This window comes from Klebsiella oxytoca, from assembly GCF_009707385.1.
GTDB lineage: Bacteria > Pseudomonadota > Gammaproteobacteria > Enterobacterales > Enterobacteriaceae > Klebsiella > Klebsiella oxytoca_C.
On the sequence record NZ_CP046115.1, the window covers coordinates 955,546 to 970,082 of the forward strand.

Annotated in this window: 8 protein-coding genes; 6 read left to right on the forward strand and 2 right to left on the reverse strand. The window is 54.0% G+C overall.

The window, feature by feature from the left end; all coding sequences use genetic code 11:
- Nucleotides 1-129: 129 nt before the first annotated feature.
- Nucleotides 130-1,500: an aromatic amino acid transporter AroP gene (gene aroP / locus GJ746_RS04490; RefSeq protein WP_195908798.1), complete on the reverse strand. Its 1,371-nt coding sequence runs from the start codon at nucleotides 1,498-1,500 to the stop codon at nucleotides 130-132.
- A 652-nt stretch (nucleotides 1,501-2,152) separates the two neighbouring features.
- On the opposite strand from aroP, the gene pdhR reads away from it, so the two are divergent.
- The 5 genes from pdhR (at nucleotide 2,153) to GJ746_RS04515 (ending at nucleotide 9,820) form a co-directional block, all read left to right on the forward strand.
- A complete protein-coding gene (pdhR, locus tag GJ746_RS04495) occupies nucleotides 2,153-2,932 on the forward strand; it encodes a pyruvate dehydrogenase complex transcriptional repressor PdhR (RefSeq protein ID WP_154679114.1) in 780 nt (259 codons plus the stop codon).
- A gap of 241 nt (nucleotides 2,933-3,173) precedes the next feature.
- Entirely contained in the window at nucleotides 3,174-5,837 is a 2,664-nt protein-coding gene (gene aceE, locus GJ746_RS04500; protein ID WP_154679115.1) for a pyruvate dehydrogenase (acetyl-transferring), homodimeric type, read from the forward strand.
- A gap of 14 nt (nucleotides 5,838-5,851) precedes the next feature.
- Complete coding sequence (gene aceF / locus GJ746_RS04505; protein WP_154679116.1) at nucleotides 5,852-7,741, forward strand: pyruvate dehydrogenase complex dihydrolipoyllysine-residue acetyltransferase; 1,890 nt, start codon at nucleotides 5,852-5,854, stop codon at nucleotides 7,739-7,741.
- A 207-nt stretch (nucleotides 7,742-7,948) separates the two neighbouring features.
- Nucleotides 7,949-9,373, forward strand: a complete 1,425-nt coding sequence (lpdA, locus tag GJ746_RS04510) for a dihydrolipoyl dehydrogenase (protein ID WP_004098637.1) — start codon at nucleotides 7,949-7,951, stop codon at nucleotides 9,371-9,373.
- A 162-nt stretch (nucleotides 9,374-9,535) separates the two neighbouring features.
- On the forward strand, nucleotides 9,536-9,820 hold the full coding sequence (locus GJ746_RS04515; RefSeq protein WP_154679117.1) for a hypothetical protein: 285 nt from the start codon (nucleotides 9,536-9,538) through the stop codon (nucleotides 9,818-9,820).
- Between the two features lie 138 nt (nucleotides 9,821-9,958).
- Here GJ746_RS04515 and GJ746_RS04520 read toward each other — a convergent pair whose 3' ends face one another.
- Nucleotides 9,959-11,473 (reverse strand): DUF3300 domain-containing protein, encoded by a 1,515-nt coding sequence (locus GJ746_RS04520; RefSeq protein WP_154679118.1) that lies wholly within the window; start codon nucleotides 11,471-11,473, stop codon nucleotides 9,959-9,961.
- A 355-nt stretch (nucleotides 11,474-11,828) separates the two neighbouring features.
- Here GJ746_RS04520 and acnB point away from each other — a divergent pair, with 355 nt between their 5' ends.
- Entirely contained in the window at nucleotides 11,829-14,426 is a 2,598-nt protein-coding gene (acnB, locus tag GJ746_RS04525; RefSeq protein WP_154679119.1) for a bifunctional aconitate hydratase 2/2-methylisocitrate dehydratase, read from the forward strand.
- Nucleotides 14,427-14,537: the final 111 nt, after the last annotated feature.

Sequence of the window (14,537 nt, forward strand, 5' to 3'; positions counted from 1 at the left end):
ATGGATAAATGCGTTGCAGGATAGGGGCAACGATATGGATAAATCGGTTGTCGCGGGGAAAGTGTGAAGCAGGTAACAATGCGCTGTGCCCGCCGGCGGTGGGCGGGCACAGATTCAGGAGATGTATGATTATGCTTTAACGGCGCTGGCGGTTTTTTGCTTAAACAGATAACCGACGCCGAGAACGGCAATCCATACCGGGATCAGATAGACGGAAATTGCCATCCCCGGGGTCATCAGCATAATAACCAGTACTCCGGCCATAAACAGCAGGCACAGCCAGTTACCTAGCGGATAAAACAGCGCCGGGAAGCGGGTGACTACGCCCTGCTGCTGCTTAGCGCGACGGAATTTGATATGCGCCAGGCTAATCATTGCCCAGTTGATCACCAGAGCAGAAACCACCAGTGCCATCAGCAGGCCAAATGCGGATTCTGGTGCGAGGTAGTTGATCAGTACGCACAGGGCGGTCACGACCGCTGATACCAGAATGGTATTGACCGGCACGCCGCGTTTATCAACGCTCATCAGCGCTTTTGGCGCATTCCCCTGCTGAGCCAGACCGAACAGCATACGGCTGTTGCAGTAAACGCAGCTGTTATAAACGGAAAGCGCTGCGGTCAGAACCACAATGTTCAGGGCATTAGCGACAAAGGTATCGCCCAGCTCATGGAAAATCAGGACGAACGGGCTGGTATCGGCGGTCACGCGGCTCCACGGCAGCAGAGAGAGCAGAACGGCCAGCGAACCCACATAGAAAATCAGGATCCGGTAGATAACCTGGTTGGTCGCTTTCGGGATGCTTTGCTCCGGATTGTCCGCTTCGGCCGCGGTGATGCCCACCAGCTCCAGGCCGCCAAACGAGAACATAATAATCGCCATCATCATCACCAGCCCGCTGAAGCCGTGCGGTAAGAATCCGCCTTGCTCCCACAGGTTGCGCACCGTGGCCTGCGGGCCGCCGTTGCCGCTGAACAGCAGCCAGCCGCCGAACAGGATCATCGCCACTACGGCGACAACTTTGATGATGGCGAACCAGAACTCCATCTCGCCGAACACTTTAACGTTAGTCAGGTTGATAGCGTTGATAGCGATAAAGAACACCGCCGCCGAAACCCAGGTAGGGATTTCCGGCCACCAGAACTGCACGTATTTTCCGACGGCGGTCAGTTCGGCCATGGCTACCAGCACGTAAAGAACCCAGTAGTTCCAGCCGGAAGCGAAACCCGCAAAGCCGCCCCAGTATTTGTAAGCGAAGTGGCTAAATGAACCAGCCACCGGCTCTTCAACGACCATCTCGCCCAGCTGACGCATGATCAGGAAAGCGATGAAACCGGCAATCGCGTAGCCCAGAATAATACCGGGACCAGCATTCTGGATGACGGATGCGCTACCCAGGAATAACCCGGTACCGATAGCACCTCCCAGGGCAATAAGCTGAATATGGCGGTTTTTCAGGCCGCGCTTTAGCCGATCGCCATGCTGTTGACCTTCCATCATGAAACCTCGTGTGTGGTTATGTTTATTATGTTTGTACGCGTCATCCTTCGGGTGACTTCTTCGCTGTCCGTCCCTGCCTGATAGCATAGTCAGCGAAATTTCAGTGAGCCTGCGGTCCGTTCTGCCCCTGGTGATGCAACGCACATATTGTTGTGTTTGTGTACTTATCAAATTCCGTTTGTGTACTAATTTCTTTACGCAAGGCAGGGTGGTAATTCATGAAAAGGCCTTTCGCATCATGGAGAATAGTGATAAGCGGCAATGAATGCACCTGCTTTATGAAGGGATGATGACGAAGCGAACAAAAAGAAACCATTTGTAAATCCTGTCTCAATAATTGCGACCGACCTTTTTCCTGTCATTTATTCATATTTGTTGAATTTATATTCGCACATTACCGAGTTGAATCGGTTCAAATAGCGTATTTTTTCGTTTCGATTAAGTTAACGCTACCTCTTTATTGGTAAACACAACATTTGTGCAAAGTTACATTTATGAAATGTTATTTCTGTAAGGTTGTTAAAACGTGCCTGCTTTAATGATTTCAATCAAAACCTGTATGGACAGAAGGTGAATACTTTGTTACTTTAGCGATACGAACTATGAATTGGTAAGACCAATTGACTCCGGGCTAATGGCAGAGACAGGGAATATGGCCTACAGCAAGATCCGCCAACCAAAATTATCCGATGTGATAGAGCAGCAGCTGGAGTTTTTGATTCTTGAGGGGACGTTGCGCCCCGGTGAAAAACTTCCGCCTGAACGTGAACTGGCAAAACAGTTCGACGTTTCCCGTCCCTCGCTGCGTGAGGCTATTCAACGCCTCGAAGCTAAGGGGTTGTTGCTTCGTCGCCAGGGGGGAGGAACTTTTGTACAAAGCCGCCTGTGGCAGAGCTTCAGCGACCCGCTGGTAGAGCTACTGTCCGACCACCCTGAATCCCAATTTGATCTGCTGGAAACCCGTCACGCGCTTGAAGGTATTGCGGCTTATTACGCAGCGCTGCGCAGCAACGATGAAGATCGCGAGCGCATTCGCGAACTGCATCAGGCTATTGAACGGGCTCAGCAGTCCGGCGACCTTGATGCCGAATCTGATGCCGTCGTTCAGTATCAAATAGCCGTCACCGAAGCGGCGCACAATGTGGTGCTGCTTCATCTACTACGCTGTATGGAGCCGATGCTGGCCCAGAACGTTCGCCAAAATTTTGAATTGTTGTATGCCCGTCGGGAGATGCTCCCGCAGGTCAGCAATCATCGTACTCGAATTTTCGAGGCGATAATCGCCGGGCAGCCGGAGCAGGCGCGTGAAGCCTCGCATCGTCACCTGGCGTTCATTGAGGAAATTTTGCTGGATCGTAGCCGTGAGCAGAGCCGTCGGGAACGCTCATTGCGTCGTCTACAGCAACGAAAGGATGAGAACTCCGGTTCTTAAGCGCCATTTTTAGAGCGCGGCAACTAAACGCAGAACCTGTCTTATTGCACTTTTAGTTGTTCAAAATAATTTTGGGTGTATCGCGGCGGCAAGCGCGCGAATCTCCGGGAGCATAGTGAACTATGTGACTGGGGTGAGGAAGCGTAGCCAACGAAGAGACAGCCAGAAGTATGAAGAACAAAGAGCGCAATGGGACAGGTTCCAGATTAATCAACGATTAGATAGATAAGGAATACCCCCCATGTCAGAACGTTTACCAAATGACGTGGATCCGATCGAAACTCGCGACTGGCTACAGGCGATCGAATCGGTCATCCGTGAAGAAGGTGTTGAGCGTGCTCAGTATCTTATTGACCAACTCCTTTCTGAAGCCCGCAAAGGCGGGGTGAAAGTGGCTGCTGGCGCATCGACCGGCGGTTACGTAAACACTATTGCCGTTGAAGATGAGCCGGAATACCCGGGTAATCTGGATCTGGAACGTCGTATCCGTTCTGCGATCCGCTGGAACGCCATCATGACCGTTCTGCGCGCATCGAAAAAAGATCTCGAACTGGGCGGCCACATGGCTTCCTTCCAGTCTTCTGCAACCTTTTACGAAGTGTGTTTCAACCACTTCTTCCGCGCACGCAACGAGCAGGATGGCGGCGACCTGGTTTACTTCCAGGGTCACATCTCTCCGGGCGTCTATGCGCGTGCTTTCCTGGAAGGTCGTCTGACTGAAGAGCAGATGAACAACTTCCGTCAGGAAGTTCACGGTAAAGGTCTGTCCTCTTATCCGCACCCGAAACTGATGCCGGAATTCTGGCAGTTCCCGACCGTCTCTATGGGTCTGGGCCCAATCGGGGCGATTTATCAGGCTAAATTCCTGAAGTATCTGGAACACCGTGGCCTGAAAGACACCTCTAAACAAACCGTTTACGCTTTCCTCGGCGACGGCGAGATGGACGAGCCGGAATCCAAAGGCGCGATCACCATCGCTACCCGTGAGAAGCTCGACAACCTGGTCTTCGTTATCAACTGTAACCTGCAGCGTCTTGACGGCCCGGTTACTGGTAACGGCAAAATCATTAACGAACTGGAAGGCATCTTCGGCGGTGCTGGCTGGAATGTTATCAAGGTTATCTGGGGCGGTCGTTGGGATGAGCTGCTGCGTAAAGATACCAGCGGTAAGCTGATCCAGCTGATGGAAGAAACCGTTGATGGCGACTACCAGACCTTCAAATCCAAAGACGGCGCTTACGTGCGTGAGCACTTCTTCGGTAAATATCCGGAGACCGCAGCGCTGGTTGCCGACTGGACTGACGAGCAGATCTGGGCCCTGAACCGCGGCGGTCACGATCCGAAGAAAGTTTACGCTGCACTGAAAAAAGCGCAGGAAACTAAAGGCAAAGCTACCGTAATCCTCGCCCATACCATTAAAGGTTACGGCATGGGTGACACCGCCGAAGGTAAGAACATCGCCCACCAGGTTAAGAAAATGAACATGGACGGCGTTCGTTACGTCCGCGATCGTTTCAACGTGCCGGTTGCCGACGCTGATATTGAAAAACTGCCGTACGTAACCTTCCCGGAAGGTTCCGAAGAGCATACCTATCTGCACGCTCAGCGTCAGAAACTGCACGGCTATCTGCCGAGCCGTCAGCCGAACTTCACCGAGAAGCTTGAGCTGCCGACGCTGGAAGATTTCGGCCCGCTGCTGGAAGAGCAGAATAAAGAGATCTCTACCACTATCGCGTTCGTTCGTGCCCTGAACGTGATGCTGAAGAACAAATCCATCAAAGACCGCCTCGTGCCTATTATTGCCGATGAAGCGCGTACCTTTGGTATGGAAGGTCTGTTCCGTCAGATCGGTATCTACAGCCCGAACGGCCAGCAGTACACTCCGCAGGACCGTGAGCAGGTTGCTTACTACAAAGAAGACGAGAAAGGTCAGATTCTGCAGGAAGGTATCAACGAGCTGGGCGCAGGCGCATCCTGGCTGGCTGCTGCGACCTCCTACAGCACCAACAATCTGCCGATGATCCCGTTCTACATCTACTACTCCATGTTCGGGTTCCAGCGTATCGGCGACCTGTGCTGGCAGGCAGGCGACCAGCAGGCTCGTGGCTTCCTGATCGGTGGTACTTCCGGCCGTACGACGCTGAACGGTGAAGGTCTGCAGCACGAAGATGGCCACAGCCATATTCAGTCTCTGACTATCCCGAACTGTATCTCTTACGATCCGTCTTACGCGTACGAAGTTGCGGTCATCATGCATGATGGTCTGGAGCGTATGTATGGTGAGAAACAAGAGAACGTTTACTACTACATCACCACCCTGAACGAAAACTACCACATGCCGGCAATGCCAGCAGGCGCCGAGGAAGGTATCCGTAAAGGTATCTACAAACTCGAAACCGTTGAAGGTAGCAAAGGTAAAGTTCAGCTGCTGGGCTCCGGTTCTATCCTGCGTCACGTTCGTGAAGCGGCACAGATCCTGGCTAAAGACTACGGCGTAGGTTCTGACGTTTACAGCGTCACCTCCTTCACTGAACTGGCGCGCGATGGCCAGGATTGTGAACGCTGGAACATGCTGCACCCGCTGGAAACTCCGCGCGTTCCGTACATTGCTCAGGTGATGAACGACGCTCCGGCAGTAGCATCTACTGACTATATGAAACTGTTCGCTGAGCAGGTTCGTACTTACGTACCGGCTGATGATTACCGCGTACTGGGTACCGACGGCTTCGGTCGCTCTGACAGCCGTGAAAACCTGCGTCACCACTTCGAAGTTGACGCTTCCTATGTAGTGGTAGCAGCGCTCGGCGAACTGGCTAAACGTGGCGAAATCGATAAGAAAGTGGTTGCGGAAGCCATCACTAAATTCAATATCGATGCAGATAAAGTTAACCCGCGTCTGGCGTAAGAGGTAAAAGAATAATGGCTATCGAAATCAAAGTACCGGACATCGGGGCTGATGAAGTTGAAATCACCGAGATTCTGGTCAAAGTGGGCGACAAGGTTGAAGCTGAACAGTCGCTGATCACCGTAGAGGGCGACAAAGCCTCTATGGAAGTTCCGTCTCCGCAGGCTGGCATCGTTAAAGAGATCAAGGTCTCCGTCGGCGACAAAACCGAGACCGGTAAACTGATCATGATTTTCGATTCCGCCGATGGTGCAGCAGCCGCTGCACCTGCGCAGGAAGAGAAGAAAGAAGCCGCTCCGGCCGCTGCTGCACCGGCAGCCGCGAGCGTGAAAGAAGTTCACGTACCGGATATCGGCGGTGACGAAGTTGAAGTCACTGAGATCATGGTTAAAGTGGGCGACACCATCGCCGCTGAGCAGTCGCTGATCACCGTAGAAGGCGATAAAGCTTCTATGGAAGTGCCGGCGCCGTTCGCGGGCACCGTGAAAGAGATCAAAATCAACACCGGCGACAAAGTGTCCACTGGTTCCCTGATCATGATCTTCGAAGTGGCGGGCGCTGCGCCTGCAGCGGCTCCGGCAAAAGCGGAAGCCGCTCCGGCTGCTGCTGCACCGGCCGCTTCGGGATCTAAAGAAGTTCACGTCCCGGATATCGGTGGTGATGAAGTTGAAGTTACTGAAGTGATGGTGAAAGTGGGCGATAAAATTGCCGCTGAACAGTCACTGATTACCGTTGAAGGCGATAAAGCTTCAATGGAAGTGCCGGCGCCGTTCGCGGGTACCGTGAAAGAGATCAAAATCAACACCGGTGACAAAGTTTCCACCGGCTCTCTGATTATGGTCTTCGAAGTGGAAGGCGCTGCGCCTGCTGCGGCCCCGGCCGCCGCTGCTCCGGCTCCTGCTGCAGCACCGGCTCAGGCTGCTAAACCTGCCGCGGCTCCTGCTGCGAAAGCAGAAGGCAAATCTGAGTTTGCTGAAAACGACGCTTACGTTCACGCGACTCCGCTGATTCGTCGCCTGGCGCGCGAATTCGGCGTCAACCTGGCGAAAGTGAAAGGTACGGGGCGTAAAGGCCGTATCCTGCGCGAAGACGTTCAGGCTTACGTGAAAGACGCGGTGAAACGCGCTGAAGCTGCGCCTGCGGCAACCGGTGGCGGTATCCCGGGCATGCTGCCGTGGCCGAAAGTGGACTTCAGCAAGTTTGGTGAAGTGGAAGAAGTTGAACTGGGCCGCATTCAGAAAATCTCTGGTGCTAACCTGAGCCGTAACTGGGTGATGATCCCGCACGTTACCCACTTCGACAAAACCGATATCACCGATCTGGAAGCGTTCCGTAAACAGCAGAACGCCGAAGCTGAGAAGCGTAAGCTGGACGTGAAGTTCACCCCGGTTGTCTTCATCATGAAAGCCGTTGCCGCTGCGCTTGAGCAGATGCCGCGCTTCAACAGCTCGCTGTCTGAAGATGGTCAGCGTCTGACGCTGAAGAAATACATCAACATCGGCGTAGCGGTTGATACCCCGAATGGCCTGGTGGTTCCGGTCTTTAAAGATGTGAACAAGAAGAGCGTAACCGAGCTGTCTCGTGAACTGACCGTGATTTCTAAGAAAGCGCGTGATGGTAAGCTGACCGCTGGCGAAATGCAGGGCGGTTGCTTCACTATCTCCAGCATCGGCGGCCTGGGTACCACCCACTTCGCGCCGATTGTTAACGCGCCGGAAGTGGCTATCCTCGGGGTGTCCAAGTCTGCGATGGAGCCGGTGTGGAATGGTAAAGAGTTTGTTCCGCGTCTGATGATGCCGATCTCTCTGTCCTTCGACCACCGCGTGATCGACGGTGCTGATGGTGCGCGCTTTATCACCATCATCAACAACATGCTGAGCGATATTCGCCGCCTGGTGATGTAAGCGAAAAGCCGGCCTGACGGCCGGCTTTTTTCTGGTAATCTCTTATCCGTTTTGACGTTACCAGCAATAAAGGACAAAATCGTTTGCCGTTTGTTGTTTCAAAATTGTTAACAATTTTGTAAAATGCAGGCGGATAGAACGTCCCGGTGGACATGGGCGTAAAAACAATAGCGTCAGACCCGCCGGATACAAATTACAGAGGTCATGATGAGTACTGAAATCAAAACTCAGGTCGTGGTACTTGGGGCTGGTCCCGCAGGTTATTCTGCTGCCTTCCGTTGCGCTGATTTAGGTCTGGAAACCGTCATCGTAGAACGTTACAGCACTCTGGGCGGTGTTTGCCTGAACGTCGGCTGTATCCCTTCTAAAGCACTGCTGCACGTAGCGAAAGTTATCGAAGAAGCGAAAGCGCTGGCCGAACACGGCATCGTTTTCGGTGAGCCGAAAACCGACATTGACAAGATTCGCACCTGGAAAGAAAAAGTCATCACTCAGCTGACCGGCGGTCTGGCTGGCATGGCCAAAGGGCGTAAGGTGAAGGTTGTTAATGGTCTGGGTAAATTTACCGGCGCTAACACCCTTGAAGTTGAAGGCGAAAACGGCAAAACCGTGATCAACTTCGACAACGCTATCATCGCGGCGGGTTCCCGTCCGATCGAACTGCCGTTCATTCCGCATGAAGATCCGCGCGTATGGGACTCCACCGATGCGCTGGAGCTGAAAACCGTACCAAAACGCCTTCTGGTTATGGGTGGCGGTATCATCGGTCTGGAAATGGGTACCGTATACCATGCGCTGGGTTCAGAGATTGACGTGGTTGAGATGTTCGACCAGGTGATCCCGGCGGCTGATAAAGACGTCGTAAAAGTCTTCACTAAGCGCATCAGCAAGAAATTCAACCTGATGCTGGAAACTAAAGTTACCGCCGTTGAAGCGAAAGAAGACGGTATCTACGTTTCCATGGAAGGCAAAAAAGCGCCGGCTGAAGCGCAGCGCTACGATGCCGTTCTGGTGGCTATCGGCCGCGTGCCGAACGGTAAAAACCTTGATGCCGGTAAAGCAGGCGTTGAAGTTGACGAGCGTGGCTTCATCCGCGTTGACAAACAGCTGCGTACTAACGTACCGCACATCTTTGCTATCGGCGATATCGTCGGTCAGCCAATGCTGGCGCATAAAGGCGTGCATGAAGGTCACGTTGCCGCCGAAGTTATTGCCGGCATGAAGCACTACTTTGACCCGAAAGTGATTCCGTCCATCGCTTATACCGAACCAGAAGTTGCATGGGTTGGTCTGACTGAAAAAGAAGCGAAAGAGAAAGGCATCAGCTATGAAACCGCCACCTTCCCGTGGGCTGCTTCTGGCCGTGCTATCGCTTCCGACTGCGCTGACGGTATGACCAAACTGATTTTCGACAAAGAATCCCACCGCGTTATCGGCGGAGCGATTGTCGGCACCAACGGCGGCGAGCTGCTGGGTGAAATCGGTCTGGCGATCGAAATGGGCTGTGACGCAGAAGATATTGCGCTGACCATCCACGCTCACCCGACTCTGCACGAGTCCGTTGGCCTGGCGGCAGAAGTCTTCGAAGGTAGCATTACCGACCTGCCGAACGCGAAAGCGAAGAAAAAGTAAGTTTTTCTTTCAGGCAAAATGAAAAAGCGGCTCACTGAGCCGCTTTTTTTATGTCTGATGTTTAGAACTGTGTCGCTGTTAATAAAACTGCATAACTCATTAATACCTTGAAAATAGTAACCCTATAAACTTATAGCAAGTTAACTATGTGTGAGGTATGCAATGAAAAGATTTTTAACGACGGCGCTGCTGGCGGCCACTTTGGTTTCTGGTATGGCCTGCGCGGCGGATGCCGTTATCCCCTGGGCTGATAACAGCGGCGGTACCGAAAGCGCTCATATTGCGGCGATGGGGCAGGATTTGAATATGCAGCATCAGCAGATCACGAAGACTCGCGAAGGCGTATGGGCGGCGAACTCCGGTAGCATCAGCGCTGACGAAGCGGCGCTGAGCAGCACTAAACCGGCTTTCGCGGGCGACCCCTCTTTGATGCCCCACCAGGGCTAATTTATCCCGGCGGTCCGGCGGCGTAATCGCGCCCCGGACATTTTCCTTCAAACCTTATCAGTCTGGTTGGTCAGAAAGCTGATGGTTCAGGTCACTCTCTGACTATCACCATCCTGATAGTGGGCTAAAGGCCAGGCCCTAACGGGTCGGGAGCTTCTCCCGGCGCAGTTCACGACGTTCGGAAAGATGTTCTCCGGGCTCGCTGCTTACACCGGATAGACGCGCGCTCTGCAGGCCGCGTTCCCGTTGAGACAGCCATGAGGTAGAGTGAATATCGTTTCCGCTCAGGGTATTGGCCTGCAGGCCAACCAGCTTCGGCTGACGTTGTTCGGGCGCTGTGGTCTGAAAAGCCTCGCGGCGTTGCGGGTGCTCTGGTACTGAACGCTGATTGTTTCCCGTTTCCAGGAGCGGTGGTCGTGCGGCGCCGTTTTTAAGCGATGGTGTTGTGTCGTAGCCGCGAGAATTATTGCGCTGAGCCACCTGGTGTAGCTGTTGTGACTGGGCATCCGGAGAATGTCCGGTTCGTCGCTGGAGCTGGGTCATCGCCGCCTGACGCTGGGCGTTGCGATCGGCAGGCTGATGCTGAGTTGCGCTAAGCCCGCCGGGTACACTGGTCTGATGGAAACGCTGGGTAACGTTGTCATTCGGATAGGCAATATTACCGCGCCAGGCTGGGTTATGGTGCCAGCTGGCATAATTTCCCGGCAGGTTCTGCCCGGTGAGATGGTTAAAATTATTGACGTTGATATTGATGTTATCGCCATTGTGCACGTAGTCGCCGTGATGATCATCATGATGGTCATTGTCATCCCAGTCGATATTGCTGAATAAGGCGTAGGTGGTGGCGACACCGAGGCTAAAACCAAAACCTTTTACAAAGCTATCGGCAAACTGCTCACCGGGAGGTGGTGGTAAGTAGACCGGTGGATAGGCGGTATTGGGCCAGGAGCCGTAAACCACCGTGGGATTGTAGGCTGGTACATAGACAACGTTCGGATCGGTGGATTCGATGCGAATCACCTGGGCGGAAGAGCGGGAGGCATCGGTACTGCTGTTAGCGGAAACGGTGGCAGTTGGCTGCGCAGAGGCCGCAGAGTGCCTGGACGTAATGACTTTCTGCTGCGGCGTGGATTTTAGCGTTCCGGTTTGCTGGGCGATGGCGCGCAGGCGCTGCACCGAGTCCATCACGTCCTGCGGCTGCGCAAGAAACGCATCACCCAGATTTTCCACCCATGGGGGATTTTCACCCATTAAGGCGAGCAGCGGAGGGAAGGCGACCAGCGATTTCACGCTGGGATCCCAGGGCTGATTTGCTACCGCCTGTACCGCAGCGTCCCCTTTCATGGTGGGATGGTCCTGTGACCACTGCACCGCCTGGATGACGTTGCTCGGGTAGGTGGAGGCCATCAGCACCTGCGACAATAGATTGTCCGGGTAAAGCGCAACCGGCGCGACCCATTGGTCAATCTGCGCGTGAGAATAGGACGCCGGGACTGGCTGAACGGCGATGGATGCCGGGGCGGCCTGCGCAACGGTAGGGGGCTCGACAGCGGTTTGTGGTTCCCGGCTTTTAACATACAGCGTACCTGAGGCAGCTAATAACCCGACGCTGCAAAGCAGTGCGAGCACGTGGGGTTTCAAAGGCAGCGTCATAATAACTCCCGGCACAGAGATTGGCCCATTTCGACAGCGTTTTATCGAAAAATGGGGGATTGGCAAAGTATAAAGAGAGCGAATTTGGGTTTTTGATTAATGTTGGGATTTGGGCCAGCAAGATGTAACAGAATTAATTTTATATACCGCTAAACGGCCAGAAAACCTGCAATATTCTGCCCTTAACGATTCAGCTAATTTTTAATGTTGCTTTTTTGTAAACAGATTAACACCCCGCCAAAATCCTGCTATGCTGCCGACGCGGTATCGGGCATTTACCCTACAAACTGCTGTCTCACAGGAGCGTGAAGAGAATCGCCTACCGCATTTTACAATGAGAGCGAGGAGAACCGTCGTGCTAGAAGAATACCGTAAGCACGTAGCTGAGCGTGCCGCCGAGGGGATTGTTGCAAAGCCCTTAGATGCAACCCAAATGGCCGCGCTGGTAGAACTGCTGAAAAACCCGCCTGCGGGTGAAGAAGAATTCCTGTTAGACCTGTTAATTAACCGCGTACCGCCGGGCGTCGACGAAGCCGCCTATGTTAAAGCCGGATTCCTTGCCGCGATCGCCAAAGGCGAAGCGACCTCCCCACTGGTTACCCCTGAAAAAGCTATCGAACTGCTGGGAACCATGCAGGGCGGATACAACATCCATCCTCTGATTGACGCGCTGGACAATGCAAAGCTGGCACCGATCGCCGCGAAAGCGCTGTCTCATACCCTGCTGATGTTCGACAACTTCTATGATGTAGAAGAGAAAGCCAAAGCGGGCAATGAATATGCCAAACAGGTGATGCAGTCCTGGGCTGACGCTGAGTGGTTCCTGAGCCGTCCTCAGCTGGCTGACAAAATCACCGTCACCGTGTTTAAAGTGACCGGTGAAACCAACACCGACGATCTGTCTCCGGCACCTGATGCCTGGTCCCGCCCGGATATTCCGCTGCACGCTCTGGCGATGCTGAAAAACGCTCGTGAAGGTATCGATCCGGATCAGCCTGGCGCCGTTGGCCCGATTAAGCAAATTGAAGCCCTGCAGCAAAAAGGCTTCCCGCTGGCATACGTTGGCGACGTTGTTGGTACCGGTTCTTCGCGTAAATCCGCCACCAACTCGGTACTGTGGTTTATGGGCGACGATATTCCGCACGTGCCGAACAAACGCGGCGGTGGCCTGGTTCTCGGCGGCAAAATTGCACCGATCTTCTTCAACACCATGGAAGATGCGGGCGCGCTGCCGATTGAGGTTGATGTAAACAACCTCAATATGGGTGACGTGATTGACGTTTATCCGTTCAAAGGCGAAGTGCGTAACCACGAAACCAACGAACTGCTGGCGACCTTCGAACTGAAAACCGATGTGCTGATCGACGAAGTGCGCGCCGGTGGCCGTATTCCGCTGATTATCGGCCGCGGCCTGACGACCAAAGCGCGTGAAGCGCTGGGTCTGCCGCACAGCGACGTGTTCCGTCAGGCAAAAGATGTGGCGGAAAGCAATCGCGGCTTCTCTCTGGCGCAGAAAATGGTAGGTCGCGCATGCGGCGTAGCCGGGATTCGCCCAGGCGCGTACTGCGAACCGAAGATGACGTCCGTGGGCTCTCAGGACACGACCGGTCCAATGACCCGCGATGAGTTGAAAGACCTGGCGTGCCTGGGCTTCTCTTCCGACCTGGTGATGCAGTCCTTCTGCCACACCGCCGCTTATCCGAAGCCGGTTGATGTTACCACCCACCATACGCTGCCGGACTTTATCATGAACCGTGGCGGTGTATCGCTGCGTCCGGGTGACGGCGTTATTCACTCATGGTTGAACCGTATGCTGCTGCCGGATACCGTAGGGACCGGCGGTGACTCGCACACGCGTTTCCCGATCGGTATCTCTTTCCCGGCGGGTTCTGGTCTGGTAGCGTTTGCCGCAGCAACCGGCGTTATGCCGCTGGATATGCCGGAATCAGTGCTTGTGCGTTTCAAAGGCAAAATGCAGCCGGGCATTACTCTGCGCGATCTGGTTCATGCGATTCCGCTGTATGCCATCAAACAGGGTCTGTTGACCGTTGAGAAGAAAGGTAAGAAAAACATCTTCTCCGGTCGTATTCTGGAGATTGAAGGTCTGCCGGATCTGAAGGTCGAGCAGGCGTTTGAGCTTACCGATGCTTCTGCCGAGCGTTCGGCTGCCGGCTGTACCATCAAGCTGAACAAAGAGCCGATTGTTGAATACCTGACCTCCAACATTGTCCTGCTGAAGTGGATGATCGCTGAAGGCTACGGCGATCGCCGTACGCTGGAACGTCGTATCCAGGGCATGGAAAAATGGCTGGCGGATCCGCAGCTGCTGGAAGGCGATGCGGATGCAGAGTATGCAGCGGTGATCGAGATCGATCTGGCCGATATTAAAGAGCCAATTCTCTGTGCTCCGAACGATCCTGACGATGCTCGCCTGCTGTCCGACGTGCAGGGTGAGAAGATCGATGAGGTGTTTATCGGTTCCTGCATGACCAATATCGGTCACTTCCGCGCGGCGGGTAAGCTTCTGGACAATCATAAAGGCCAGCTGCCGACTCGTCTGTGGGTGGCGCCGCCAACCCGTATGGATGCGGCGCAGCTGACTGAAGAAGGCTACTACAGCGTGTTCGGTAAGAGCGGTGCGCGCATCGAAATTCCTGGCTGTTCCCTGTGTATGGGTAACCAGGCGCGCGTTGCCGACGGTGCGACGGTGGTTTCGACCTCAACCCGTAACTTCCCGAACCGTTTAGGCACCGGTGCTAACGTTTACCTGGCCTCTGCGGAGCTGGCGGCAGTTGCGGCGCTTATCGGTAAATTGCCAACGCCGGAAGAGTATCAGACCTATGTTGCGCAGGTGGATAAGACAGCGGCGGATACCTACCGCTATCTGAACTTCGACCAGCTGGGTCAGTATACCGAAAAGGCGGACGGGGTTATTTTCCAGACTGCGGTGTAAGCCGATAGGTTAGCGTCGTACATAATCCCTTCAATGCCCGGTGAACTTTGCGTCACCGGGCATTTTTATTTCTATTCCCTCTGCCGGCTACGCTTTTTTTCTCCTTTACTG

Bases quoted from the DNA above. Each gene is read 5' to 3' on its own strand.
- aceE (WP_154679115.1), top strand. From the start codon at position 3,174: ATGTCAGAACGTTTACCAAATGACGTGGATCCGATCGAAACTCGCGAC.
- lpdA (WP_004098637.1), top strand. From the start codon at position 7,949: ATGAGTACTGAAATCAAAACTCAGGTCGTGGTACTTGGGGCTGGTCCC.
- aceF (WP_154679116.1), top strand. From the start codon at position 5,852: ATGGCTATCGAAATCAAAGTACCGGACATCGGGGCTGATGAAGTTGAA.
- GJ746_RS04520 (WP_154679118.1), bottom strand. From the start codon at position 11,473: ATGACGCTGCCTTTGAAACCCCACGTGCTCGCACTGCTTTGCAGCGTC.
- aroP (WP_195908798.1), bottom strand. From the start codon at position 1,500: ATGATGGAAGGTCAACAGCATGGCGATCGGCTAAAGCGCGGCCTGAAA.
- GJ746_RS04515 (WP_154679117.1), top strand. From the start codon at position 9,536: ATGAAAAGATTTTTAACGACGGCGCTGCTGGCGGCCACTTTGGTTTCT.
- pdhR (WP_154679114.1), top strand. From the start codon at position 2,153: ATGGCCTACAGCAAGATCCGCCAACCAAAATTATCCGATGTGATAGAG.